Consider the following 25170-nt stretch of genomic DNA (forward strand, 5'->3'; position numbering starts at 1 on the left):
AAATATGAACCTTCTTTTTCATGAGCTGAAACACAACTACTTGTAAGAATTAAGATTAGAATGATAAGTCGCACTTTTCCCTCAGTTATTTCAGATATATTTCAGTTAAGCGTGTTAGCCAACTATGTAGGGTTTACGGTGAAAATATTGTGAAACCGACTCCGGGCCAATTAATACTTGAAAAACGTCAAACTAAAAGCTGCAATCATTTATCTGAACGAACAATCACAAGTATTTCACATTAAGGCGTTTAGAATTCTTGCTATATAAAGGGCAGATATAGCGGAATATAAAATTGACAAGAACCTACCAACGTTGGACATACGCAAATTATGGCAATGCCAACGAGCTTGTATTGGAAAACTGCACTTTGCCTTCGCTCAAGCCTTCAGAATTATTAATAAAGGTTGAGTTTTCTGCGGTTAACTCCGCTGATATTAAAATGCTAAAAGGCAAACCCTGGTTAGTCAGGCTCTTTAACGGGTTAAGAAAACCGTCTCGCATTAAAACCTTGGGATTAGACTTTAGCGGCCGGCTAGTTAATGTCGGCGGTGAAGTTAAAGACTTTGCACCAGGCGACAATGTATATGGCTTAAGGCCCGATACGTTTTGCACGCACAGCCAGTACCTTATCGTTGAGCGGGACTCGCTGGTGCAACACATCCCTTGTAGTGTCAGCACAGAACAGGCCTGTGCCGGGCTGTTTGGTGGCCTAAGTGCCATCTATTTTTTAAAACGATTAAGTGTTCAGAACATAATAAAAAAGGCCTTGGTGTATGGTATCGACTCATCAGTAGGCAATGCGGCATATCAAATATTATCAGATAAAACCAATAGCCTGCTGAAGTTTCATGGTCCAATTGACTGCGTTGATAATATTAAAAAGTCAGGCTCTTTTGACGGGGCTGGCTCAGAGCAAAAATATGATCTTATCTTTGACGCTACGGGAAAATTGAATGTTTCAAGCGCGTTAAAGGCACTATCTGAGCACGGAGAGTTGATAACTACCGCGGTGTCGTTAAAGCTGGTTTTTATCAGCAAGGTTTTGTCTTTAATCAGTAGTAAAAGACTGATTATAGGCGTAGCACAAAATTCTCAGGAAGATTTGGCAAGGCTTGGTCAACTAATGTCGGATGGCGTTTATATCCCTTTTATTGATTCGACATACCGCTATAACGACTATCGTGCAGCTTATGAAAAGGTTATGCGACAGGGAAAATCAGGTGTTTTACTGATCAAGTTAGGTTAGTTGTATCAAGATAATCGCTTAAATGAACATGATCTTTTTATTGCATACCTAAAAATTAAATTCATTTTTTTTAATGTCGCCACGCGATAAATTCACACCATTGCAGACACATTATCTGCATGCTATTTAACCGGAGTAACAGATGAAACCTTATTTGTACATGATTGGATATGGTCTATCTCAGACTATTGTCTGGATTTTGGTTTCCTACCTGAGCTCCTCTGTCGCTGTTACGGTAATGTTTTTATTTCGCAATCTAATCGGTTTTGCGATTTCGTTATTATTCTCGTCCAGTATCGGATTTAACCGCAAGTCGTTACGGCGCTGGAAAGCTCACTTGGTGCGCGCTAGTGCGACGTTGTTTGGCGGGTTAAGCATATTTTATTCTGTAACGAAAATCCCAGTTGCGGACTCTGTTGCGATAACGTTTCTTGCGCCTATTTTTGGCTCCTTTCTAAGTATATTTTTCTTAAAGGAGCAATTTACTTTATCACTGTTTTTGAAACTGTTAGGTGGTTTTATTGGGGTGCTGGTAATCACAGGCTTTAGTGCCCAAGGTGATCTGTTAGGGTATGCAGCATCGTTATTTGGTGCTTTTATGACAGGCGTTGCTTATGTTTCTGTTAAAAGTTTGTCTGATACAGAAACACCGCGGGATATCCTGTTTGTGTCTTATTTTATTATGTTGCCCATTGCTGCACTGTTGGCTGTTGGCGACTGGGTTAGCCCTTCATTTGGTCAGTTGATGTTTTTGATTGCGATAGGCGTCGCATTTTATGTATCGCAAACGCTTATGGCTAAAGCCTTTTCGCTTGCGCCGGCGTCAAAAATTTTGCCGGTGGATTACTCGAGGATTATCTTCTCAAGCTTACTTGGTATGTTGCTGTTAAATCAGGCTATTACAACCAGCACCTTCATAGGTGCAGGGATCATATTATTGACGTCTATATTAAGAGACAAACATCTTGAATCGTTATCATATTTCCGTATTTTCAAAAGAAGCTAACTCTGGCAACCCATGCATAGTGTATTTATCACGTGAGTCAATAGCACCGTCAGTAATGCAAATGATAGCTGCCGCTGAAGCTGTATCAGAGACGGCTTTTATTTGCGCTGATGGAGATGCTCTTCGGTTGAAAATCTTTTCTCCTGTGTGTGAAATGTTTTCCTGTCTTCATGCGACAATTGCCGCGTGCTATGTTTTAAAACTAGAAAAGATGGCATCGGGTTTTTACTTTGGAGATAGTCTTGTTTCATTTTGTTCAGAGGATGACAATATCCTGCTACAGGTAACACAGATTGAAACCGCAAAGCTACAAAATGTCATTGATCTTCGTTTGAGACAACATTTTGCATCGGCTATTGGTTTGTGGTGCGTGACAACCGCCAGTGGGAAGCTGCGTCTTATGGTTCAACTTTCAACTGAACAGGCGGTTACTGATATATGTGCCGAGGCTATTGGTGAAGTAGCGCAATCTTTATCAGATGTAGAGTCATTTTTTATTTATGCATTATGTTCTGCAGAGGGGGGCTACGTTGGGCGTATGTTTGCGCCACGTCTTGGCATTGTTGAAGATCCGGTCAATGGTAACTCATGTATTGCTCTGTTTTCTATCCTTCGGGCGAACAACACATGTGTGACAGCGCTTAGTGTACGTCAAGGTAAAGCTTGCTCGGTAAACCTTATTCTCAATGATGAGGGGATGTTTGTCATAGCCGACTGCATCTTGATTACAAAGTCCGTTATTACTTAATAAAACGTTGACTAAAAAAAACTTTTCTCAGACAAAGCAATTGCATAGTATTTCAATCAAAGTAGACCGCGACTTTCGTCCCGTGTTGAGGTTCTGTTGAGCTGATACGTATACGCAACTTATAGGTATCGCACAAACGTTGGACAATCGCCATACCGACGCCGTATCCCCGGCTCAGTCCTCCTTTAACGAATGGCTGATTGACGTTGAGTCTGATCTCTTCGGGGATACCTATGCCGGTGTCGGTTACTGATAACACTGAGTTATGAAAATCAATCGACACGCTGCCGGTTTGGGTATATTGAAATGCATTACTGATGAGGTTTGACAGCAAGATTTTAAATGCTCCGCTTTGCATCAAAACTCGCTCAGAGGGATCGACATCAACGTTAACTTGTACGTCTTTGCCTTCAAGTAAATAGCAATGCTGAATGACCTGAGTTTCCACAACAGCCAGAACATTAATAGCACTAATATCTTGTGGTATATGATTTTCTCTTGCCAGGTGTAATAGGGTGGCGATAGTGTTTTCAGATTCAAAATTTGCATTTTGAATACTGGCCAATTTTTCTTTAATGCTGTCATTGAACTGCGGATTTTGCAGCAGTTCAGACACGATATTTTTGATTATGGCATTCGAGGTGCGAAGTTCGTGGCTCACGTCACGTGTAAATTCATGTTCTCGTTGAATGAAAGCCTCAATTCTGAGTGCTTTAGCCTCAAATACCCTGGCAAGCTGTCCTATCTCATCATGGTTGTATTGTTCTGAAAATGCTTTTGGTAGTGAGTGAACATTAAAGCCGGATAGTGTTTGTAAGAGGTTGCGAGCTGGATAGAGAAATTTGTAAATCAAATACATAACGCTGAACATTATGAAGATAATTGAAATCATCAGTAAAAGTAACACCGTCACCGGTGTTGAGTATTGGCTGAAATCACCATTTGCTTTGTTTATATCAATAATGACAAATTGCTCAGAGTTACCGATTGAGTGCCCAACTAACCGGTGTTCACTTGAGTTATATAAATAAAGCATCCCATCTTCTTCTGGGCAGGCCTGCGTGCGAGATTCAGGAAGTCTTGCATAAGGGCTAATTATTATCCATGCCGGCCATTTGCCAGCTAAAGATTCACCGCCATTCTCTGGTGCATGTTGGGCAATAGAATGGCTTATCCCGGTCCAAATATGTTGATTGAAATTGTGGTGTTCGTAGTGCCAAATCAGCGCCATCGCAAGGCAAAAAACTGTCATTGAAAACAAATAAACGCAGGCCAATTTGGCTGGCAAACTACGCTTTATTGACTGTAATATTTTCAAGTGTAAAACCTACGCTATGGACAGTTTTTAAAATCTGAAAACTAAAGGGCTTATCCAGACAATTTCTGAGCTGATACATATGTGATCTGAGAGAGTCTGACTCTGTCTCATCGTTTCCCCATAGCTTTTGAATAAGCTCAGTTCGTGAAACGACACGAGGGTACGCCTCTGCCAGAATTTTCACAATATTAAAGCCCATCCGGGTACATTTTACTTCAACACCCTCTCTTAATAACATATGCCGCCGCCGGTCAACTACCAATGGGCCAAGGTCAATAATATGATTTTGGTGCAGCGCGTTCCGACGTGACAGGGCTATGATTCGTACGTATAGCTCTTCCATAGCGAAGGGTTTAGTCAGATAGTCATCGGCTCCACTGTTAAATCCTGTAACGATATCATCTACCGAGTCACGTGCCGTAAGCAACAATACTGGCATTGTCATGACAGGTTGCGTTTTAATGATATGGCAAAGTTCCAAACCGTTCATGCCCGGCAGGGTTAGGTCTAGAATCGCGATATCGAACACCTGAGTTCCAAGCAATTTTAACGCGAGGTCAGCACTAGGTGCAAAATCGACTACGTGTCCTTCAGCGGTAAAAAAATCAACTATGGTGCTCGCTAGCGTGGTGTTGTCTTCAACCAGTAGTATGGATAGTCTCATAATAGTTTCATCTATATTCTAAGTTGAAAACAGCGTAAAAGCGATGGTGTGAAAAGATGGTGAAATCATGTGTTCGTTTTTTTACGGTTGATCAAAATAGATTTAGCCCAAAGTAAAGATGATAGTGTTAATACTGAGTAGGTCATCACAAAGGTCAAACCGCAACTCTTTACAATGACAGACCAAGCTACAGGCATAGCATACCTGTCCAACCAGACATAACAGAAAACAGCCATTACCGGGCCGGCTGCCAGAAAGGCTTTTAGGATAAGACTGGTTAACTCATAAAAAAGATCTTGTAACAACTGCAGTTCCGTTGCGCCGTTTATAGTGCGAAGCAGGAATTCTGACTGGCGTATAAGCATGATATAACTTTGAATTGCCAGCATCCCAATAACGACCATGCCGAAGCTTAGTAAGCCGAAACTTGCGGTAAGCTGGAACGTTACCCATTCTTCAGAGTAAAGCTGCGTTAAGAGGGTTTTGAGTAATAAACTCGTCTCTTCGACATGACCAAGGTGCTTTTGGTAGTGCATATTGAGGCTTCGTAATTGCTCTTCATTATCCACTCTGGCTAAAAGGTAGTGCCAGCGTTGATTGTCAAAATCAAATATAACCGGTTTACTCATTTCATAGGCAGACTGCAAGGCTAAATCCGTAACGACCGCGCGGCTATGCACAAAAGATTCCCCTGAATCGAAAGCAAATACCTTAAAACGAAGCCCCATCGCTTGCTCGGCATTTACAATACCAAACAGCTTTAGTGCTGTATTAGTAAGTACAACGTCTTCTTCAGAGAAGTTAATATTGTCTTTAGCGTGTTGCGCTTGCAAAAACTTTATTCGGAAAAATTGAAAGAAGTTGGGTTCAACACTAATGTAATTGACGACCTGTTGCTCACTTTTGGCCAAAATGGTTGGCGTGTCGAGTAATTGATAAAGCTTGGAGTTTTCATTATCCATTGTTGGTGGTTCGGACACACGTGTGTGTTCAATGCCAGACAAACTTTCCCGCAGTTCTTCTACGAATGCGCTTTGGTTGGCTAAAGGTTGCAGATCGAAAATCACAACATTATTAGCATCGTAGCCTAATTCTCTGGTCTGCAAATGTTCGTACTGAAAATATATAACTGATGCAGAGAACAGCAGTGAAAAAGCAAGCGCAATTTGAAACAACGAAAAGTAACTAAATCCTGCGATCAGTCTGTTTTTTGCGCCAGCAGAAACCGATTTAGTGGCGTCTGCGATACGGCTTTTCAATATAAAATGGCATGGGTACGCGCTTAATGCAGCGGCCCAGACAGCAACAAAAATACTAAGCGCTAGAAGGATATATAACCAGTTCTGGATCACCCAAATATTGTGGGGCAACGCAAGAAGTTTTGTACTGATCAGCACTAGCGGAATAGCGAGTAGCAATGCAATCATAATATGCATTGCACAACGCACATACAGCGACGCAAATACTTGCTGGCTGCTCATGCCATGGCATCTCGCTGTTGCAATGTGCTGCGCTACTTTAGCAAGTTTTGTCATTGTGAACACCATGCTATTGATGCTACCTATCAACACAACGACAATTGCTGAAAATAAAATAAGATAGAATTGGAAAATACTTCCCAGTGCCTTTTGATCACCAAGGTGGCCTGCCGCGGCCTTAGCATGCAGATAAATATCCACTATGGGCATAAGATTTAACCCGATGAGTTGGTTAGCCCTGAAAGGTGTAGCAGGTTTTAGCACACTATTTAAGTTGTCAGCGATTGGGTTATCTTGTGTAAGCCAGCTATTTATTTGGTCTTGCAGTTTTTGTGCGTCGCCAGCGTTATGCAGTTTGATATAGCTGTACATGTTTACATTGAGCCAGCTATCTAATAGCCCATTGTCATTTTCAAAGTCAGTTGGGTCTAGACTTACAATGCTTGTTAAATCCAGGTGAGTTTCAATATCGTCTGCTAAAACACCGGTGACGGTTAATAGCCTTTCTTCACCTTTAAAGCAGCAGGCAGAGATGTTTCGTCCTATGACGTTTTGACTTGCAAACAGCTTATCGGCAAGCTCAGAGCTGATAAGTATACTATTAGGCTGCTGTAATGCTGTCTTTATATCACCTTGTACTAAAGGTAGTGTAAATACCTTGGGAAATGATGCATCTGCCAGCAGCATTTTGGTTTTTTTGCGTGCAAATTGCCCTGTCAAGGTAACGTCCCAGTGAAACAATCGGGTTGATGCGGCAACAAGTTCAGGATTAGTTAGTAAGATTGCCGGCGCAAGATTGCCTGCTGAGCGTACGGTAAGAAACTCTGCTTGATCCGGCAGGCTGTAGTGAGTGTGAACGCGAAAAACCTTATCATGTTCGACGAGCCACTTTTCGTAAGATAACTGATGAAACAGTTGAGTGATCAGGAACAGCGCTAAGGTAAAACTTAGTGTTAAGCCAGCGACTATCATTAAGTCTTCCTGACTTTTGTTAAATAGTAGGCCCCACTTTAACGATTTCATCAGGTAGTCCCGCTAATTAGAGTTCACAATGATCCTGCCGTCTTTGAGGCGTAAGGTCTGATCAGCTAACTCTGCCTGCTTAGTACTTGACGTGGAGTAAACGAGTATCGTTTTGGTCTTTTGTTGTAGCGTATGAAGCAAATGTACAATTTCATCGCTGTGTGAACTATCTAGTTCATTACCGGGTTCATCGGCTATCAGTATTACTGGCTCTGAGATCATGGCCGTTGCTAAAGATAACTGATAGCGTTCAAATAATGTCAGCCTTGGCGGGTGCAGATTTCGCTTATGCGCCAAATCAAACTCTACTAATATCTGGTTGATTTTATTATCTATATTGTGAATTTTTTCTGGTCTGTAGCGTAAGCCAATAGCGACGTTTTCTTCAACGGACAGATAAGGTATTGGCTTTAACTGACTATAGACATAGCCGATGTTCTCACGTCTGAACGCCAATCTTTGTTCTTTGGAATAGTTGGTTAGGTCTTCCGCTCCATACTTAATTAACCCGCGGCTAGGAGATTCGAGCAGGCCGATAATATTTAACAAGGTTGTCTTTCCGCAGCTTCGTTGCCCTAGAACCGCAAGCGTCCCTCCTGGCGAAATGGTTACAGACACGTCTCTAAGTGCATGAATGCGCTCAGCAGCACTGCCATAGCTTTTCCAAATTTGCGACAGTTCAAGCTTATTGATTGGGCTCATGCACTTCCTTCTAATTCATATCCCGATATGGCAAATAGCTAATCATCAAGTAAGTAGTAAACAACATTTTTGTTTTCGCATCAAAGCTTGGGTCTTGACACATGCCGTTATTAAAACCAATTTTTTGTGAAAACAAAGTGAATTTTACAGCTTTTGCGATTAAAGGACTTTCTTCACTTTTATTTCACTGTTCCGGTATTAAAACAAGACCAGATAAACAGCGATATGGCTCAGATAAATGGATGTTAAATGCTACTTAGACTTACATCATATTCAGGGTAATGCTCTTGAAAAGGGTTATGCAGGCGTATTTCTGCGTTTTTATGGTGTCAACTACTTTGATTTCGCACTAAACGGCAAATTAAGTGAGCTACTACGGGAAATGCTTGTAGAGTCAATCCGCTACAGTCTGTCAGTTAAAAATTTATACTACCTTGGTAAAGGTGACTTTTATCTGATGATCAATGTTACAAATTGCCTTGAAAAATTGACCGAACAGCTGCAACTTGTACTCAGAAAAGTTTCCGACGAGCTTTGCCATACTAGCTACTGGTGTGTTTTGTACCAAGAGCAAGGTTTGCATTTGAGTATTGCCAGGCAAGTACTGGCGTCAACACTTACTATTGAAAAAGATTTGGCACTACCATTGCTGATAACCCACTTAACTCCCGGTATCTTGCTTGACTTTGAAATGAGTATGGAGCATTTATTCAATTTTCCTAAAGCCATTGCGTGTAATGAGATTGTGTTTGATTATCAGCCAATTTTTGACATTAAACTAGGAAATATCAAATCACTGGAGGCGCTGGCACGCTGGCGCTTCGATGGCAGAGAAATTAAGCCAGATGAATTTATCCCCGTATTACAATCATCCCAATATGCCAGAGCATTTGATTTGCACCTCGTGCGCTCTATTTGCCAAAGCGCAAATAGCCTGAAAACACGTTATGGTGATGTTAGTATCTCGATGAACTTGGCCGGTGAAGCCTTAGCAGACAACAACTTCATTGAGCTGATGCTGGCTGAATTGACCCAAGCCGGCATTAACAACAGCAGCATCATCATTGAAATCACCGAGTTAAGCCCGGTAACGGTTGGAAGTCGATGCTGGCATAACCTCGCTGAACTTAAAAAGGCTGGAATAAAATTAGCACTTGATGACTTCGGTCAGGGCTATTCATGTTTTAGCAACCTTCGCAACTTACCGATAGATATTCTGAAAATAGATAGAGTGCTCACCGCTGGTATTATGACCAATGCCGGCGATCTGGAGCTACTGCGGCTTATCCTGGATTATTGCAGTCATCATAACTTAATAGTAGTGATTGAAGGCGTAGAGACTGCCGAACAACATAATATGTTGAAACAGTTGGGTGCTAATCTTGCTCAGGGCTTTTATTACGGCCGGCCGCAAAAAATTGATAGTTTTCAAACTAAAGCAACGGTTGTGAACGGCGAAGATTAGTTTCGTCTATCTATATCCCAGAAATTCATCATTATTTTTTCACCCGCCCTGGTCATAGACTTTTCGAATTGAATAACGTTAGAGGTTTATATGATTCAAATCGAATTTTTCCATGACGCGGTTTGTGGCTGGTGTTATGTCTTGTCTCCCCGTTTGCGAAAGATAGCGGCGAAATATCCCGTTAAAGTGATTCATCGTGCCTTTGTTTTGCAGCGCAACGATGAGGAAATGGTCGCCAGGTTTGGTTCATTGGAGCTGGCAAAGCAGGAGATTTTGCAGCATTGGCAGAGTTGTAAATCGTTTGCTGACGAGCCTGAAAGCATCAATATCGAAGGCATGCGCTCTGCAGGTTTCAATTATCCAAACGGTTATTTAGCTGCACTCTATGGCAAGGCGGTAGAGCATATTGCAGGGCAGGATGCGCATTGGGATTTTTTTGACGCAGTACAAAAAGTACATCTGTATCACAACCAGAATATTGCGGAGACAGCGGTTCTGGACGTTGTTGTACAAAAGTTAGGACTGCCGCTGGAAAGCATCCATGCCATCTTGCACTCAGCAGACAATGCCAACGCATTGGAAGCGGACCGCGCCAGAGCGGCCTACTTTGACATTAAAAGTATCCCGACATTGCTCATCAATGGGCGCAACCTTATTTCACAGTCATTAAGTTTGGCTCAGCTAGAGCATCTCGTTGTAACAGAGCTTACCTCAGCCATTAAAGAGGAGGTTGTATCATGAAAACTAAGTTTAGTGTTGCCGCTTTAACCGCAGTAAGTGTAATGCTATCTGGCTACAACTATGCGGCTGATTTTCCTAAGCAGACTGTTGGCACCAGCCCCTGGGGCGAGCATGATGAGATTGGTCGGCTGAACATGATGACCGCAGAATCGCAGGCCCGCATTATGACAAAAATCGACGCCACTAAAGTGTTTGATTTAGCCGTTGAGTATTTTGTTGGCATGCCCAGCTGGCAGGCGGCGGGTGATCCACATTATCAATTCTGGATGACGCATACCCCGCGCGGTGCTGTGGTTGATAACGTGCTTAATATGGGGCATGACGTCAACCAGCACGTCAGTTACTCGGGTAGTGCATTTTCTATGTACAGCCATACTGGAACCCACATTGATATGTTCAGCCATTTCGGCTTGGATGGCAAAATTTATAATCATTTTTCAGCGGATCAGCATCTGGGTGATAAGGGCTGGCAACGAAGTGGTGCTGAAACTGTGCCCCCAATCGTCGCTAGAGGGATTTTGCTGGATTTACCCAAAGCGAAAAATATCAGTATGTTGCCTGATAACTATCGGGTAACACCAGATGATATCAAAGCAGCCTTAGCCCGACAGAATACGCAGATTCAACCAGGTGATGTAGTGTTAATACGTACCGGCCGCATGCAAAACTTCAATAACGCTCAGGCATACATGAGCAACTCCCCCGGGTTGGGTATGGCTGCTGCTATTTATCTTGCTGATGAAGCTCAAGCCATGGTCATTGGCGCAGACAATTTAAGTTTCGAAGCATTTCCATCGGAAGTTAGCGGCAATTACGTGCCAGTACATACCTATTTACTCACTCAAATGGGGGTGCCCATTCTTGAGCTTGTGGATCTGGAGTCACTATCAAAAGCCCAGGTTTATGAGTTTGCTTTTGTCGCGGCACCTATAAAGCTGCGTGGCGCGGATGCTGCGCCGATGAGGCCAATCGCATTTCCTATTAATAGAGTGGAGGATTAACAATGAACATACTTGATGCTCTAAATTGGCGCTATGCCGTGCGTCAGTTCAACAACGATACCCTTAGCAACGAACAGATTAACGAACTAACAGAAGCGACGCGTTTGACTGCTTCGTCTTATGGCTTACAACCCTATCGGTTGTTGGTTATTAGCTCAAAAGAGATACGAGAAAAATTACTACCGCACTCAATGGGGCAAAACAAAGTAAGGGATTGCTCACATTTGTTTGTGCTAGCGGTTAAAACCAATATTGACGCTGAATATATCGATAAGCACTTCACGATGGCGGAGCAGCAGCAAAAGTTAGAGCCCGGTGCATTAGCAGGTTTTTCAAGCCATGTAAAAGAAGTCATGTGTTCCATGACATTTGAGCAATTAGCGAATTGGGCTGAAAATCAAGCGCATATTGCTATAGGGAACTTGCTAACAGCTGCAGCTCTTGCTGGTGTGGATGCCTGCCCAATGGCGGGATTTGATCACGCTGGTTTTGACGAGGTGTTAAATCTGACCGAACAGCAGCTTAGCGCGACCGTTATTTGCGCACTTGGCAGACGTTGTATATCCGACAAAAGCGCGGAAAAGCCAAAGGTAAGAATACCAGCGGCTGAGTTTGTTATTGAGATTTAGCCATGGCCATACTACTTGCGTTCATTGCCGGGGGATTAATAGCTGTTCAGGCGGGCATCAATAGCCAACTTGGTGTCATGTTGCGCAATCCGATGTTTGCAACCGTCGTCGCCTTCGTTATGAGCGCTTTGGTTAGTAGTGTGGCAATCACTTTCATAGCACCAGCTTGGCCGACAAAGTCGTTAATTAAAACGATCCCGGTATTCCTCTGGTTTGGCGGTGTGCTTAGCGCCGTTGGGGTCGGCCTTTTTTATTACCTTATCCCTAAGATGGGGGTTGGTAGCATGATGTCTTTCGCTTTGACCGGGCAATTGTTGCTCTCTGTACTGATAAGTCATTACGGTTTATTCGGCTTGCCGCAAATAGCGATAACGCCCATTAAGCTTGCGGGCATCGTGTCGATGATCGTTGGCCTGATTTTATTAAATAGGTAACAGCATGACGCTTGAAGTTAGCCACAACATAAAAAATATGATCTCGCTATGGCATCTGTATGGAGCTCAAAGCAAAGAAAAATTATGGCATTCTGTTAGCTGGCCGCACCGTGTATGGCATGATTCACTTGAGCCTGATGTTACCATTGCCACGCTTGCACACGCCTCACTGGCAAAAGAGCAAAAGATTGTTATGCTCCAAGAACAGCAGCAACTGACGCCAGCCTGGTTAGCGCGCTATCAAGTCGATGGCGGCTTGCAATTGATGAACATAGATTTAACCACTTCGACATTTTCCCGCTGTTATAAAACAACGCTAATGCCGGTATCCAGCGAATCTATTAGCCAAATAAATGAATTTTCAGCACTTTGTAGCAAAGGCTTTGGCTACGCAATAGATACTCTGGTACTGAAAAAAGTAGCCAAAATGAGCTCTGTTAAGTTGATGCTGCTGGCTGTTGATGGCCGAAGTGTGGCTACCGCTTTGCTGCACAAAACGGAGCGTGTGCTTGGTATCTATCAGATTGCGGTACCTGCAGAACATCGGGGTAAAGGCTATGCAACCTCAATCATGTTACACATACTAAACTATGCTCAGCAAAAGAGTTTTCAGTATGCGTGCCTGCAAGCCTCGGAAATGGGGCAAAATCTATACTTAAAACTCGGCTTCAAAGTCTGTGGTCAGCTGATGATCTATCAACCGAAATAAACGGAGGATGCTATGCACAAAATTTCACTGGAGCAGTGGCGGGCGTTTATAGCCGTTGTGGACTACGGTGGTTTTGCTCAAGCTGGCGATGCACTTTTTAAAACGCAACCGACAATTAGCCACAGTATAAAGAAGTTAGAGCAAGTCGTTGGTAAACCGCTATTTGATGTGGTGGGTAGAAAAGCGGTTCTTACTTCTTATGGCGCTAGCCTGCTGGTTGCGGCAAGAACTCTGGTGACGCAGGCAGATAATCTTGAGCATGAAGCGATTTCGCAAAAATCGAAAATTCAACAATCGCTCAAAATGGCGGTCGACACTTTGTTTCCGAAGCCTGTTCTTGGACAAATCTTAAGTGATCTGAATACGCTGTACCCCGAGTTAAATATTCAAATACATGAAACCACCTTATCCCGCTGCGCCGAGTTGCTTGAGGACGGTACTGTTGATGTGGGCATTGCCAGTCTTGTGCCCCGAGGCTACACAGGTACCTTGGCAACCACTGTTGAACTTTATGCTGTTGCACATAACTCTCACTCGTTGGTTCAGCATAGCGATATGAAATTGCAGGCGCTAGAACCCTTCAAACAAGTGGTAATTCGCGATGCCGGCCTGCGAGCCAATATTAATTCAGGCTGGTTAGGCAGTGTCAGCCGCTTAACCGTATCATCGCTTTCTGAGGCTGTATTCTGTGTTAAGCAACAACTTGGCTTTGCCTGGCTACCAGGTTGGTTGTTGCAGCTACCCGAGAATAACGACCTGGTAAAATTGCCTTTGCAACATGGCTTAATGCGAACCGTTGCATTGCAAGTGGCTGTAAGGCAGATAGTGGTAGATGAACCTGTAATTCAGGATCTAACAAGATTATTGGCACGTTATCTTGGTAGGAGTAAGTAGTAATCAGATAATTCGACATAGCTGAATACAAACTGGGTTTATAGCTTTTCGTTTCACAAGTATTTCATCTTTTCCGATTTACAGTCTGAGGCATCGTTGATAGTCAGGTTGCAGCAAAACAGCATCACTGCTAACAACTCTAATACTGGTACCAAGGTAATTTATCGGAAACTAAGACATGACTAATAAAATTTCCCGTTGGCAAGGCGCAGGTTTGGTAGCAACAACCTTACTTGGCACCGGCGTGTTTATTTTGCCGCAGCTAACGATAAGTAGCGCCGGTGCAGATAGTGTAATGGTTTGGTTGTTGCTCACCTTGATGATTATTCCTGTCGCACTGGTTATGGGCAAGCTGGCGGCAACCCATCCCCATGCGACGGGGCTAGCGCATTTTGTTGAGCAGGCGTTTGGCATTCAGTGGGGGCGCAGTTTAGGGTTGTTGTTTTTGTTCGTGGTACCTTTTGGGGCACCGGCCGCGATGATCATAACCTTTACTTTCTTCAGCGGTTTAACAGGAATTTCCGGCGGCTATTTATTACTGTGTGAGCTGGCAGCATTAGTTTTGCTGTTTATATTAAATCGTCGTGGTCTTAAGTTATCTGCATTAGTGCAGCTCTTTATTTCTGCTGCGGTAGTGACACTGATTACTGTGCTGCTATTTGTGCCGCCATCACAGGCGTTGTCGTCCTGGGTACAACCTGATGTTAATCTTCACCCCATACTAGCCGGCATCGGCATCGCTTTCTGGAGCTTCCTTGGGTTAGAGGCCATTACCCATTTAGCCGATGACTTTCGAAAACCTGCTCGCGACATTCTACCGGCAATGGTGATTGGCTGTTTGATAGTTGGCGGTATTTATATCGCGACCACAGGGCTTATTTTACACAACCCAACAAAGGTTGACGTTGCCATTATGGGCGTGGCGGAGTTGAAACTGGGTAATTGGGGCGCTCTGGCAATAGGTATTTTGGGTGTGGCTGGCGGGCTGGCAACTGTAAATGTATACGTGGCAAGCATATCGCGTTTATTAGCCAGCTTTGCCGGGCAGGGGATCTTGCCAACGGTATTAGCAAGACGAAACGCGCAGGACGTTCCTACGACTGCCATTATGTTTATTTTGCTTATTAACGCCGCAATGCTGTTGCTGACTTTTGTTTTAAACCTCGATTTAGAAGCATTAATCACTGCGGCAAATGGCGTCTTTGTGCTTATTTATATCGCCACGTTAGCGTCAGCCTGGCGTTTACTGAATGCTAAATACAGGCCTCTGGTTGTTACCGGGTTATTGATGTTATGCGGCATTATGTGGGGAATAGGCCTTAAGATGGTTTATGCGTTGCTATGTCTGGTAGGTATTTGGGCGGTGTTAACACTACGAGAACGGCAGCGTTTAGCCACAGCGGAGTAATTATGACTAAAGTAGGCATCGTTTATTTCAGTGCAACTGGCGCAACTGACCTATTAGCGCATGAGATTGAACAGGGGGTGTGTTCAGTTGACGGCGCCAGCGCAGAGCGTTTTCGTATCACCAAACATCAGCTTGCGGGCGGACGCTTTGCGGACGAGGCAGTATTAACCCGCCTTGGTGGCTGTGATGCTATCATATTTGGTTCGCCAACTTATATGGGCGGGGCGGCCAGTCAATTTAAAGCCTTTGCCGATGCCACCAGCGAGCTATGGTGCCAACAGTTGTGGGCCGACAAGCTGGCAGCCGGCTTTACCTGTGGCAGCGCACCTAATGGCGACCAATCCAGCACGTTGCACTATTTTTTCACCCTGGCATGTCAACATGGCATGTTGTGGGTAAGCATCGATGCGGCGCATGGCTATACCAGCAATGAGGTAAACCGGTTAGGAAGTCAGGTTGGCGTTGTAGCTCATGTTGTAGGAAGGCATGTGCATCAAACAGATAGAAAAACTGCAAAATATCTGGGTAGACGCGTTGCGATTTTGTGTAGAGATACGTTTGGCCAGATACCATCTAAAAATCAATGAGATTAATTAAGTTATATCGAAGCTCGGCATGGCTAGCTATGAGTGATTCTGTCACGTTCTTATGCTTCGATGATTATTATCGGAACGTTACTTACGCGCGCAAGATATGCTCTTTAGTTTAAAAACTGCGAATGCGGGAGGAGGTAAAGTGAGAATAACCAGAGCGGGCATTTGTGATCTGGAAAAGGTAACGCCTTTGTTTGATGCATACAGGGTTTTTTATCTTCAAAATAGTGACTTGGCAGGCGCTCATATTTTCCTGGAAGCGCGCATGACGCGCAAAGAGTCAGTCATTTTCATCGCTGTTAATGATGCGCAAAAGGCAGTTGGTTTTATCCAGTTGTATCCCAGTTTTTCGTCAGTGTCTCTTGCTCCGGTGTGGACTCTGAATGACCTATTCGTAGTTCCTGAAGCACGTGGTAAGGGTGTTGCAACTCATCTAATGAATAAAGCGAAAGACTTTGCGTTAAGCCAGAGTGCAAAAGGCATCCAGCTAGAAACTTCAAGAGAAAATAACATTGCTCAGAATTTATACGAATCTTTGGGCTATCTGAAAAGTTCCGATACTCATTATTACTTTTTACCGCTTTGAGAAAAGTGTAATGCACCGGTATATAAGTCACTGGGTTATTCGCTAATAAGCCGTTCTTGATCGTTTCACTAATTGGAGTTTAAATGAAAACCATATTTTTAGTTACATTGGTATTGGCGTGTTCGTTGATAAAAGCTGCTGCTCAAACGATTTCGATTGATGCATCGTCTAATGATGCTTACCTGCTTAGAGCTAACGATTACAATACCAACATGGGTGTTATACGAAGCGAAAATGGAATTATTCTGATAGATCCTATGCCTGGCCTTACCAATCTTTTGGCACTAGAAACAGTCATAGCAGACCACTTTAATCATGAAAAGGTCTTTATATTAAATACCCATGCACATGAAGATCATACGGGAGGAAATAGTTATTTTATTGAAAGAGGCGCAGTTGAACTTAATTCGGCTGCAGTCAGTGCTGATATCAGTCTCTTGTTGCTAAAGTCTCATAGCCCCGCTGACACTGTCATCATGCACAGCAGTAGCAATAGTATTTTTGTCGGTGATATATACGATACAAGCTGGCATCCAACGTTTTATGCAGGAGGGCTTGCAGGCTTCGTCAGCGCAATTGACGCTATTCTTGCTGTTTCAGACGAAAAAACGTTGATTATTCCGGGGCATGGTGAACACACTGGCAAGCGTGAATTGCAACGTTATAAAGAAAATACCTTGCTCTGGGTTGAACGGGTTAAAGAATTAAACAAAGCCGGGAAATCAGTCGCTCAAATGACACAAGATGATCAACTGAATAAGATTTTGCGCACATTTAATCCAAATAGCAGCACCGAACTGCCAGAAAGGGCGGTTGAACGTTTCATCGAGAGAACACTGCAAGTTTTAGTGCGCGAGTCGTAAAGATCGCAGTAGAGCTTAACACTAGGCCATCAAATTGAATTAATACCCTGAGAACATAATTTGGCTTGTAGTCTTTCAATTCCTTTTATTGGTGCACGCCATTTTTTGTCCCATATAACGCTCTGCTTGTCACTATCAACTTCTGATTGTCATTCATCAGTGTAAGAAGCAATTTATTAATTTAACAACGTTTTTTACTTTGACTCATTCATGCTTTCGCATTTATTTCACATTTTTTTTGCTAGTTTCCATGCAAAAGACGAGCTGGCAAATGTGTATTAATTTGTTTCACTGTGAATTAGCTCCTGATGCGAGTTGTTAGTCTATTACCCAAGGATAAGTTGATGCTAAAAGCCATAAAAAGATTGCCGTTATATTTATTATTGTTAGTTCTTCCTAGTGTTCAAACGATAGCCAGTGAAGTTGATAGCAAAGCGAAATTGAAGATTGCTACAGAGGTGATTACGCCTGATTCATACGATAAGAATATTGAGCAAAAATATCCGGTTGTGTATTTGTTTGATAGCGCGCCATTTTATTTAGGTAGTTATTTTGCCGAAGCCAAGTTAGCGCTGGAGCAGTTAGCTGCACAGCATAGCTTTCCGGACGTTATCATCGTTAACATAAAAATTGAGTCTTTATATGCGACAGTCAATGCTAAACGAGATGACTTGATGACTTGGTTTCAGGCTGAATTGCAACCAGAGATTCAAGCCAACTATAGAACCCTCAACAAACAGGTTGCTGTTGGTTTTTCCTATACTGGAGGTTGGGTAGCAGCCGAGCTAGGGCTGCATGCAACAGAACTCACCGACGTGCTGAGTTTATCGCCGGTGTTTGATAACACCAGTTATGTCGTTAAACCGGACGAGATTGCAGCGCCTTTGCCTAAGTTGCGTATCTATTTTGGTAATGAACACCGACGTCTTGAGTTTCAATTTGCATCTGTTTGGGCAGAGAAAAAGCTGTCTGAAAATCTACAAATTACACAATTATCTGGCGAAACACATCAATCATCTTTTATTCCATCATTGCGACATGGTTTGCTGGCCGTGTTTTCTGACTATCGAGCTGTAGCCTATACAGAAATGAGTGCATCACATTGGACCACGGCGAACGTCGAGCAATTCTTTAAACAGAGGGAACAGGTATATAGCGTTAAGGCCTCTGATGAGGAGGAATCTGATTTACATACCTCACTTGCCAAGGCCTACACCTATGCAGGAAAGCTTGAACTAGCCTCTGAGCACTGGTTAAAAAGCGCATCAAAACATAAAGGCTACTTTATAGCCCAAATTGCTGGCGAGGTTGAGCACGCAGGTAACGCTAGCTTGGCCTTAAAGATCAGAGAGCACTTTAAAAATATGTTTTAGTGTGCTTTGAACCTTGAACAGGCAAGGTAGAGCAATGTTATTTATTTTGATATGAGGATTATATGGGTTTTACCAAAGGTATTCGTATAGCGCTTTGGCTATTTATTTTTACCTCGGGAGCATTCGCTGCCGAAGAGCTGGATTTAAGCTTATTTAACGTAGAAAAACTAAACGATAATCTCTATGTAATAAGCCAGGATTATGGCAACTCGAAAATAAATTTTGCGGTGGTGATTGGTGAGCACGATGCTGCACTGATAACGGCGATGATGAGAGACTACTCTTCGCATGTACAAGCACTGCTAAAGGGCATTACCGAGAAGAAAATTGAATACGTGTTTGCCTTGGATGGTGATTACTATCAGTACAATGGCAGCCGGCTATTCGTTGAAAATGGTGCAACATTAGTTGCCCGCGAGAATCTAATTCCAAACGCCTTTGCCAATAGCATTTTTATCTCCAAAGAACGCGCGTTTAATCTTAAGTCTGACGTTATAACTGCAATCCCGACAAAAGCTCATACCGAAGATCATATGCTGCTAAAGCTTGATAAAAGCAACGTGATATTCGCAGGCGATGCCGTTGGATTTGATTGGATAGTCTACTCAGGCAAAAACGGCCCGCGGGCACATATTGCGGCGTTAAAAAATATGCTCGAACTTGTTGATGATAAAACCAAGATTTTCCCGGGAAACTGGTCATCGAAACAGCACGGCAATAAGAATGATTTAGTGAAGTTAATTGATATATATACCAAGTTTGTGGATCAGGTTTTTGCACTCTCACAGCAAAAATTTAAACCAGAGGAAATTGCCTCTGACGAATCTATACATAACTTACTTCGCAGCCTTAATGCGTACGACTTTCAGAAAGAATATCTTGTGCATTATGTCAAAGATGTATTAAGCGAGAAGTAACTTCCTAATAGTGTTTTAAAAGCATAATTTAAAAGTGAAATAAAACAGTTTTGAATCTTTTAAAAGGTATGACTTATGCTGGTTAATAATCAAGCAGCGTTTGTTATTAAAAATAACACAAAAATTGAAAAAACGATAACATTGATAATCGCGATGGCGTTGAAAATAGATTATTACAGAATGACAAAGTCAACATTAGTGCGAGCGCTAAAATAGCTGAAAGCGCTTGGCAAGAAATTGCGGATAAATTCGATGTAAATAATATTTCTCGCTCCGAGCGAGGCGAGCTCGCAAGCACTCTTGTATCTAACGGCATGATTAAATCAGATGTGGCAATGCAAATAGTAAAACCTCTGAGTATGAATGAGAGCTCTGAGGATAGTGCAGATTTCCTTAGCGTTATGAAAGGGGCGTTCGAGTTTAATCAGACTGCTGGATTAAGTAAGAACCAATTAGAATCTCAGATGAAAGCAATAGAAATTCTTGAGGGACTCAAGAGATTGCGATAACGCTGTCCGCTTTTTTCTTTTCTATACCCTCAATAACTCCCTACTAGTCCATTTAATTTGTTGGGCAATTCACACGCACTTCACGCCAGTGGCTATATAGTCGCCTTATTAAGTATTTTGATAACGAGGCTTTTATGCTTAAAAAGATAGTTGTTGGTTTAGCTACTGTGCTGTTGCTTTGTGTGGGAGCGATAGCAATTTTTGCAAGCTATTTAGACTGGTCCACGCCTGAAAACCTAACCAAAACCACTTATTCACAGCTGTCTTACCTAGCGGGTAAGCCCGCTGTTAAAGGAAAGGTTCTGGCTATTGTTACCAGTACACCGTCTATGCAAGTGCCGACAAAAGATGGTTTTAAAACCAAAGAAGCCGGTTTTGAGTTAACTGAGCTTGCCAGGGCTTATGCCGTATTTATCGCAAATGGTTACGATGTTGACGTTGCGAGTCCGCTAGGAGGGGCTGCAACATACGTGCAAGATGAAGATGATATGGGAGCCTATGATTATGCTTTTTTAAATGATAGCCAAGCGATGGATAAGGTTCGTAACACGCTGAAAATAAGTAACGTTTTAGTGGAAGATTATGATGCGCTTTATCTGGTTGGCGGTAAGGGCACTATGTTTGACTTTCGTAATAACGCCAGCCTGCAACGCCTTATCTCTGAAAGCTGGAGCAGGGGGGCCGTAGTATCCGCGGTATGTCATGGCCCTGCCGCGTTGTTGGGAGTGGAGTTAGCTGATGGTAGTCAGCTTCTGGCTGGTAAGCGCATAACGGGGTTCTCAAACGCTGAAGAATTGCTGTTGATCCCGCAAGCGGAACAAGTTTTTGGCTTACTGCTTGAGGACGAATTACGTAATGCTGGAGCAAAAGTGGTTGTTGGTCCGGACTATTTGGAGCAAATTGCCATCGACGGGCGATTAATCAGTGGGCAAAACCCGTGGTCTGTGTGGGCTCTGGCTGATGCTGTGGTAACTGCGTTAGGTGAAACGCCGGCCGCGCGCGAGCTTACGGGTGAAGAGTTGGCAGTCAACGTAATGGGCATTTACCAACAACACGGCATGGATAGGGCGGTCTCTGCATTGGAAGCATTATCTGCTGATGAGAAAACAAGCTTAGCGCGTAATTTGATTGCTATACACATCTTCGTTTCATCAAAGAAAGGTCAATGGTCAGAAGCGTTAGACCTATTTGAATTGTTGCGTGTTGCTTCAAGGTTGGCAGATGTTGGCTAAATTAGAGGCAAAAATACAGCGTATGGGAACTTCGGTACATCTTGAAAATATGAGTCATCAGCTTTCATCGCATGCAGCGGAACCACGCCAGTTGTTTCGGCAGTTCTCAATGCATATTGAGTCGGAAGAGCGTTTGGCTATTGTTGGAGACTCAGGCAGTGGAAAGTCGACGCTGATGTCTATTTTAGCCGGGTTGCGAAAGCCGTCTGATGGCAAGGTAACTTTTATCTGTAGTAAAAGTGGACAGGCGTTAGATGTTGCCAGGTTCCGTCAGCGCTGTAGTTTTATTTTTCAGCAGTTTTATCTGGTACCTGAGCTTGATGCGATGCACAACGTCGCGTTACCGCTCACCCTAAGGGGCGATAGCAAAGCATTAAACAAGTCTCTTGTCTGGCTAGATAAGGTCGGTTTGGCGCACGTTGCCCGGGTGTCAGTAACGTCACTTAGCACTGGCGAACAGCAGAGAGTTGCCATTGCCAGGGCTTTGATATCTGAGCCAGAAATACTATTTGCGGACGAACCGGTCAGTCATCTCGACAGGGGCAACGCGGTGCAAATGGTTGACTTAATTAATGAATTCTGCAAAACGTCGGCAACGAGCTTTATTCTTGCAACACGCGACATTGATTTGGCGAAACAGGTTGATAGATGTGTTAAATTGGCCGCAAGTAGCGAGGCATCAGCGGCATGAGTGCGTTACGGGGCCTTTGGCATTTATTTAGGATCCAACTTAAAAGCAGGGATACGCTATTTTTATTCCTCACCCTGTTTTCAATTGCTTACTTTCTTGCTGTTATCAATTTATCTGCAGCCCCGGTTAAGCAGTTGCTGGCGGATAATTTGTCGCTTGTATTTGCAGCACAGGAGAAAGGTCATCTACTAGCTGATGCCGTTCGAATGGCAAAGGCCTTTATTGATTTGATCGCGCTGTCGTTGTTCGTATTGGGAGGGATAACCTTAACCTTTATCGGTTCAAGATTAGCTGTTTCGAATACATATCTGTTTACGGTTTGTTTAGTCAATGGTGTTTCAAAACGGCGATGTGTGCTCTTCCATATCGTGATACTTACTTTTATAGGTACTGCGGCGTTAATTTTTGCTGCTGCACTTAGCATCATTACCTGGAGGGTTTTATGCTCGGCGGCCAACGCTTTTAGCTTTCCTTTGTCGAGTCATTATGAATCGCGTTATCTGCTTGATGTTTTAATGATGTGCTTTCTTGCCTATGCAATTACCCAACTCTCTAATGTTATTTTTTTTCTAAAACTACAGCATAGCAACCTGATTAATGCCAACGCTAACCAGGGAGAGTCAACATGGGGATTATATGCATTTGTTATTTCAGGCTTACTGTTGTGTGCAGGCTTTTATGTTGGCAACTGGCAGATTACCTCGTTTCTTATCGGATTGACGCTTGTTTGCTTGTTGTTTTTATTTGTAACGACAAAGCTTTTTTTACTCGTCGCTAAAAGAAAATTTCTTAGTAAATGGAGGTTGCTTTATCTATCAGTTGGTATGGTAAGCAAACGTATCGACGGCAATTTGCCCTATATAATTGTTGTTTGCCTGAGCGTTACTATCTTAATTCTGTCGCTACGCATAACTGATGACATCTTACACGTATTAAATCCAACGATATCACTTGTCGAATCCGAATTAAGCCAAATAAATAGCCGCCATGTAGTGCACGGGAGCAAGCTGCAGGAGTTCGGCTATCTTGTTTTGACTATAGTGTTGATTTTTAGCGCTTTTATCAGTTTATTGTCTGCATCGCTCATTACAAACCTAATGAATAGCTCGGCACGAGATGTTCAGTATAGAAACGGATTGATCCTTAGCTTAGGTCTGAGCAATAAAGATTTTTGGCATCTGATTAGTTTTGAGTGGTTAGTAATCTCATTTATTACTTTTTTCCCCGCTGCAGTGTGTTCTCACTACCTGATCCGCGAAGTGTATCAAGTCCAACTTGGTATTGTTTATCACGCTGATTGGACCTGGTTATTAATAAATATTGTTATGGCAACGCTTGGTACAGCCATATCTGCAATATGGTTAAGCGGCAGCCAAGCGAAAAAGTCGATCACTGTGTTATTGCAAAATAATTAGGAAGAGAAGATGGGGAGTAGTATGTTTCAGGTTATTGGTAAGTCGATAACTTATTTATCGTTTAGTTTTATTTTTTTCAGTGCAGCGACTTACGCAAAGCTGGAAAGACCGATTCATTTGCCCCTGGCAAGTGACGGCCAAATGGCCGTGTTAGCAGGTATTGAGCCTATTCTCGTCGTCGGCGGCATGTTGCAAGGCTCAGCCGAGCCGCATCTCACCTTGGTTAATACAAGTGCGACTAGTGTGGTGGGTAATTACAAATTGCCGACTGCATTTTATCAGGGGTTTAATGTCGCAAATTTAGCAGGGCAGCCTGCTGCAGAGCCCCGCTCACAATTAGTGTTGCTAGGGCGTGATGGACTATATCAACTTCAAGATGGCAACATAACTAAGTTGGTTGAATGTCATCATGTTTATGCCAGAATTGACTCCAACAACTTTAGTGTTTTGCCTGTGGTATTCGATGTCAATGAAGATGGACTCTCCGATTTTCTAATCCCCGGCTTTTTGCAGCATTGCCTGGCTGTGCAACAAGAAGACGGTAGTTTTCACAATCAAACACTCGACTTTGCGCTTGATATGCACATTCAGCCGCAAGAATTTGATAGCACAGAACTGAAATTTGCCTTACCAGCAGATATTAAGATTTTTGACGTCAATGGTGATGAGCGCTCCGATATTGTGATAGCCGGAAAAACCAAAATTGATACCTTCTTACAGAAAATCGACGGCAGCTATCACAGTAAATCAGTGCCACTGCTGTTGCCGGTGATGCTGTCAGAGCAAAGGGGAGCACAGTTCACCGCATCGACAGCCTATCAATTCCATCGGTTCGAAGATCTTAATCTTGACGGCTTGCCTGACGCGCTGTTGTTTGAAAAGCAATATGGTAAAAGCACGACCGAGAGCAGCAACGGCATTCGGGTGTTGTATGGTAAGCGGGATAAAGAACAAGCTTTAGGGTTTTCTGCCACCCACGGTTTTATAAAGAAACCAGGGGAAATGGTTACCTTACTGTTTGCTGACTTTAACGGTGATAAGTTACGTGATGCCACTTTACTCAGTGGTGAGCTTGGAGCAGGAAGTTTTATGTCAGTTATTATGGGCGGCGGGGTGGACATGGATATTTCAGTGTTCCCGCAGCAGGCTTCAGGATTATATGCAGACAAACCTGTGGTAAAACGAGAAACCGAGTTTAAGCTGGATATTCACAATTTAAATTATGGTGTTTTTATCAGTGCAGGTAACTTCAACGGTGATAGTTTTGATGATTTGTTATACGTAAATGATAAGAATAAGTTGGAGTTAGTTTCCGGTAGCAGCAAAGGCTGGCTCAAGGGGAAGTCTATCAAGGTAGCAGCAGATCTGCCCGCAGATCCTGATTTACTTAACGTACTGGATTTAAACCAGGATGGCATTCTGGAATTACTTATCCGCACCCCGCAATCCAAAGGCGGTTATGACCTTAGAATTGTTAGCTTTCTCAGCGACGGAGAGAGTGAATAAATTACCTTACCTTATT

At 43.1% G+C, this 25170-nt stretch carries 24 protein-coding genes; 20 read left to right on the plus strand and 4 right to left on the minus strand.

Annotated features, from left to right (window positions below; translation table 11 throughout):
• Positions 1–295 precede the first annotated feature (295 nt).
• From AB1N33_RS15945 to AB1N33_RS15955, 3 genes are all read left to right on the plus strand, one after another.
• Entirely contained in the window at positions 296–1249 is a 954-nt protein-coding gene (locus tag AB1N33_RS15945) for an NAD(P)-dependent alcohol dehydrogenase (protein WP_411272560.1), read from the plus strand.
• 142 nt (positions 1250–1391) lie between these two features.
• Positions 1392–2255 (plus strand): DMT family transporter, encoded by an 864-nt coding sequence (locus AB1N33_RS15950; RefSeq protein ID WP_411272561.1) that lies wholly within the window; start codon positions 1392–1394, stop codon positions 2253–2255.
• Positions 2215–3003, plus strand: a complete 789-nt coding sequence (locus AB1N33_RS15955; RefSeq protein ID WP_411272562.1) for a PhzF family phenazine biosynthesis protein — start codon at positions 2215–2217, stop codon at positions 3001–3003. The genes AB1N33_RS15950 and AB1N33_RS15955 overlap by 41 nt, the downstream gene beginning before the upstream one ends.
• Positions 3004–3055: 52 nt before the next feature.
• Here the strand turns inward: AB1N33_RS15955 and AB1N33_RS15960 are convergent, their stop codons facing one another.
• The 4 genes from AB1N33_RS15960 to AB1N33_RS15975 all read right to left on the minus strand — a co-directional run bounded on the left by AB1N33_RS15960 (position 3056) and on the right by AB1N33_RS15975 (position 8188).
• Positions 3056–4321 (minus strand): sensor histidine kinase, encoded by a 1266-nt coding sequence (locus AB1N33_RS15960; RefSeq protein ID WP_411272563.1) that lies wholly within the window; start codon positions 4319–4321, stop codon positions 3056–3058.
• Positions 4293–4985: a response regulator transcription factor gene (locus tag AB1N33_RS15965; RefSeq protein WP_411272564.1), complete on the minus strand. Its 693-nt coding sequence runs from the start codon at positions 4983–4985 to the stop codon at positions 4293–4295. The genes AB1N33_RS15960 and AB1N33_RS15965 overlap by 29 nt, the downstream gene beginning before the upstream one ends.
• A gap of 65 nt (positions 4986–5050) precedes the next feature.
• Positions 5051–7486 (minus strand): ABC transporter permease, encoded by a 2436-nt coding sequence (locus AB1N33_RS15970; protein ID WP_411272565.1) that lies wholly within the window; start codon positions 7484–7486, stop codon positions 5051–5053.
• Between the two features lie 12 nt (positions 7487–7498).
• Positions 7499–8188, minus strand: coding sequence for an ABC transporter ATP-binding protein (locus tag AB1N33_RS15975; RefSeq protein WP_411272566.1), 690 nt, complete (start codon positions 8186–8188; stop codon positions 7499–7501).
• 238 nt (positions 8189–8426) lie between these two features.
• Between AB1N33_RS15975 and AB1N33_RS15980 the strand changes: the two genes are divergently transcribed.
• From AB1N33_RS15980 to AB1N33_RS16060, 17 genes are all read left to right on the plus strand, one after another.
• The gene (locus tag AB1N33_RS15980; RefSeq protein ID WP_411272567.1) at positions 8427–9653 is read left to right on the plus strand and encodes an EAL domain-containing protein; all 1227 of its coding nucleotides are present in this window, start codon (positions 8427–8429) and stop codon (positions 9651–9653) included.
• A 90-nt stretch (positions 9654–9743) separates the two neighbouring features.
• On the plus strand, positions 9744–10394 hold the full coding sequence (locus AB1N33_RS15985; protein ID WP_411272568.1) for a DsbA family oxidoreductase: 651 nt from the start codon (positions 9744–9746) through the stop codon (positions 10392–10394).
• On the plus strand, positions 10391–11395 hold the full coding sequence (locus AB1N33_RS15990) for a cyclase family protein (RefSeq protein ID WP_411272569.1): 1005 nt from the start codon (positions 10391–10393) through the stop codon (positions 11393–11395). The genes AB1N33_RS15985 and AB1N33_RS15990 overlap by 4 nt, the downstream gene beginning before the upstream one ends.
• A 2-nt stretch (positions 11396–11397) precedes the next feature.
• Entirely contained in the window at positions 11398–12024 is a 627-nt protein-coding gene (locus AB1N33_RS15995; protein WP_411272570.1) for an NAD(P)H-dependent oxidoreductase, read from the plus strand.
• Between the two features lie 2 nt (positions 12025–12026).
• A complete protein-coding gene (locus AB1N33_RS16000; RefSeq protein ID WP_411272571.1) occupies positions 12027–12458 on the plus strand; it encodes a DMT family transporter in 432 nt (143 codons plus the stop codon).
• 4 nt (positions 12459–12462) lie between these two features.
• On the plus strand, positions 12463–13167 hold the full coding sequence (locus AB1N33_RS16005) for a GNAT family N-acetyltransferase (RefSeq protein WP_411272572.1): 705 nt from the start codon (positions 12463–12465) through the stop codon (positions 13165–13167).
• Between the two features lie 12 nt (positions 13168–13179).
• Positions 13180–14061 carry a LysR family transcriptional regulator gene (locus AB1N33_RS16010; RefSeq protein ID WP_411272573.1) on the plus strand — a complete coding sequence of 294 codons (882 nt, stop codon included), beginning with the start codon at positions 13180–13182 and terminating at the stop codon, positions 14059–14061.
• A gap of 178 nt (positions 14062–14239) precedes the next feature.
• A complete protein-coding gene (yjeH, locus tag AB1N33_RS16015) occupies positions 14240–15469 on the plus strand; it encodes an L-methionine/branched-chain amino acid transporter (protein WP_411272574.1) in 1230 nt (409 codons plus the stop codon).
• Between the two features lie 2 nt (positions 15470–15471).
• Entirely contained in the window at positions 15472–16056 is a 585-nt protein-coding gene (locus tag AB1N33_RS16020) for a flavodoxin family protein (RefSeq protein ID WP_411272575.1), read from the plus strand.
• Positions 16057–16204: 148 nt separating this feature from the next.
• Positions 16205–16648, plus strand: coding sequence for a GNAT family N-acetyltransferase (locus tag AB1N33_RS16025; RefSeq protein ID WP_411272576.1), 444 nt, complete (start codon positions 16205–16207; stop codon positions 16646–16648).
• A gap of 83 nt (positions 16649–16731) precedes the next feature.
• Complete coding sequence (locus AB1N33_RS16030) at positions 16732–17511, plus strand: MBL fold metallo-hydrolase (RefSeq protein WP_411272577.1); 780 nt, start codon at positions 16732–16734, stop codon at positions 17509–17511.
• Between the two features lie 344 nt (positions 17512–17855).
• Positions 17856–18884 carry an alpha/beta hydrolase-fold protein gene (locus tag AB1N33_RS16035; RefSeq protein ID WP_411272578.1) on the plus strand — a complete coding sequence of 343 codons (1029 nt, stop codon included), beginning with the start codon at positions 17856–17858 and terminating at the stop codon, positions 18882–18884.
• Between the two features lie 62 nt (positions 18885–18946).
• Positions 18947–19801 carry an MBL fold metallo-hydrolase gene (locus tag AB1N33_RS16040; protein ID WP_411272579.1) on the plus strand — a complete coding sequence of 285 codons (855 nt, stop codon included), beginning with the start codon at positions 18947–18949 and terminating at the stop codon, positions 19799–19801.
• Positions 19802–20444: 643 nt separating this feature from the next.
• On the plus strand, positions 20445–21542 hold the full coding sequence (locus AB1N33_RS16045; protein ID WP_411272580.1) for a type 1 glutamine amidotransferase domain-containing protein: 1098 nt from the start codon (positions 20445–20447) through the stop codon (positions 21540–21542).
• Entirely contained in the window at positions 21532–22233 is a 702-nt protein-coding gene (locus tag AB1N33_RS16050; protein WP_411272581.1) for an ABC transporter ATP-binding protein, read from the plus strand. The genes AB1N33_RS16045 and AB1N33_RS16050 overlap by 11 nt, the downstream gene beginning before the upstream one ends.
• Positions 22230–23648: an FtsX-like permease family protein gene (locus AB1N33_RS16055; protein WP_411272582.1), complete on the plus strand. Its 1419-nt coding sequence runs from the start codon at positions 22230–22232 to the stop codon at positions 23646–23648. Before AB1N33_RS16050 ends, AB1N33_RS16055 begins: the two co-directional genes overlap by 4 nt.
• A 21-nt stretch (positions 23649–23669) precedes the next feature.
• Entirely contained in the window at positions 23670–25154 is a 1485-nt protein-coding gene (locus tag AB1N33_RS16060; protein ID WP_411272583.1) for a hypothetical protein, read from the plus strand.
• The last annotated feature ends 16 nt before the right edge of the window (positions 25155–25170 follow it).

Origin of the sequence: Alteromonas nitratireducens (genome assembly GCF_040812025.1) — a bacterium.
Taxonomy (GTDB): Bacteria; Pseudomonadota; Gammaproteobacteria; order Enterobacterales; family Alteromonadaceae; genus Alteromonas; species Alteromonas nitratireducens.

Excerpts from the sequence above, each read along its gene's own strand:
- AB1N33_RS16045 (WP_411272580.1), top strand. The coding sequence starts at position 20,445 with ATGCTTAAAAAGATAGTTGTTGGTTTAGCTACTGTGCTGTTGCTTTGT.
- AB1N33_RS15980 (WP_411272567.1), top strand. The coding sequence starts at position 8,427 with ATGGATGTTAAATGCTACTTAGACTTACATCATATTCAGGGTAATGCT.
- AB1N33_RS16055 (WP_411272582.1), top strand. The coding sequence starts at position 22,230 with ATGAGTGCGTTACGGGGCCTTTGGCATTTATTTAGGATCCAACTTAAA.
- AB1N33_RS15995 (WP_411272570.1), top strand. The coding sequence starts at position 11,398 with ATGAACATACTTGATGCTCTAAATTGGCGCTATGCCGTGCGTCAGTTC.
- AB1N33_RS16000 (WP_411272571.1), top strand. The coding sequence starts at position 12,027 with ATGGCCATACTACTTGCGTTCATTGCCGGGGGATTAATAGCTGTTCAG.
- AB1N33_RS16030 (WP_411272577.1), top strand. The coding sequence starts at position 16,732 with ATGAAAACCATATTTTTAGTTACATTGGTATTGGCGTGTTCGTTGATA.
- yjeH (WP_411272574.1), top strand. The coding sequence starts at position 14,240 with ATGACTAATAAAATTTCCCGTTGGCAAGGCGCAGGTTTGGTAGCAACA.
- AB1N33_RS16005 (WP_411272572.1), top strand. The coding sequence starts at position 12,463 with ATGACGCTTGAAGTTAGCCACAACATAAAAAATATGATCTCGCTATGG.
- AB1N33_RS15975 (WP_411272566.1), bottom strand. The coding sequence starts at position 8,188 with ATGAGCCCAATCAATAAGCTTGAACTGTCGCAAATTTGGAAAAGCTAT.
- AB1N33_RS15990 (WP_411272569.1), top strand. The coding sequence starts at position 10,391 with ATGAAAACTAAGTTTAGTGTTGCCGCTTTAACCGCAGTAAGTGTAATG.
- AB1N33_RS15965 (WP_411272564.1), bottom strand. The coding sequence starts at position 4,985 with ATGAGACTATCCATACTACTGGTTGAAGACAACACCACGCTAGCGAGC.
- AB1N33_RS16060 (WP_411272583.1), top strand. The coding sequence starts at position 23,670 with ATGTTTCAGGTTATTGGTAAGTCGATAACTTATTTATCGTTTAGTTTT.
- AB1N33_RS15985 (WP_411272568.1), top strand. The coding sequence starts at position 9,744 with ATGATTCAAATCGAATTTTTCCATGACGCGGTTTGTGGCTGGTGTTAT.
- AB1N33_RS16050 (WP_411272581.1), top strand. The coding sequence starts at position 21,532 with ATGTTGGCTAAATTAGAGGCAAAAATACAGCGTATGGGAACTTCGGTA.
- AB1N33_RS16040 (WP_411272579.1), top strand. The coding sequence starts at position 18,947 with ATGGGTTTTACCAAAGGTATTCGTATAGCGCTTTGGCTATTTATTTTT.
- AB1N33_RS16020 (WP_411272575.1), top strand. The coding sequence starts at position 15,472 with ATGACTAAAGTAGGCATCGTTTATTTCAGTGCAACTGGCGCAACTGAC.
- AB1N33_RS16010 (WP_411272573.1), top strand. The coding sequence starts at position 13,180 with ATGCACAAAATTTCACTGGAGCAGTGGCGGGCGTTTATAGCCGTTGTG.
- AB1N33_RS15970 (WP_411272565.1), bottom strand. The coding sequence starts at position 7,486 with ATGAAATCGTTAAAGTGGGGCCTACTATTTAACAAAAGTCAGGAAGAC.
- AB1N33_RS16035 (WP_411272578.1), top strand. The coding sequence starts at position 17,856 with ATGCTAAAAGCCATAAAAAGATTGCCGTTATATTTATTATTGTTAGTT.
- AB1N33_RS15950 (WP_411272561.1), top strand. The coding sequence starts at position 1,392 with ATGAAACCTTATTTGTACATGATTGGATATGGTCTATCTCAGACTATT.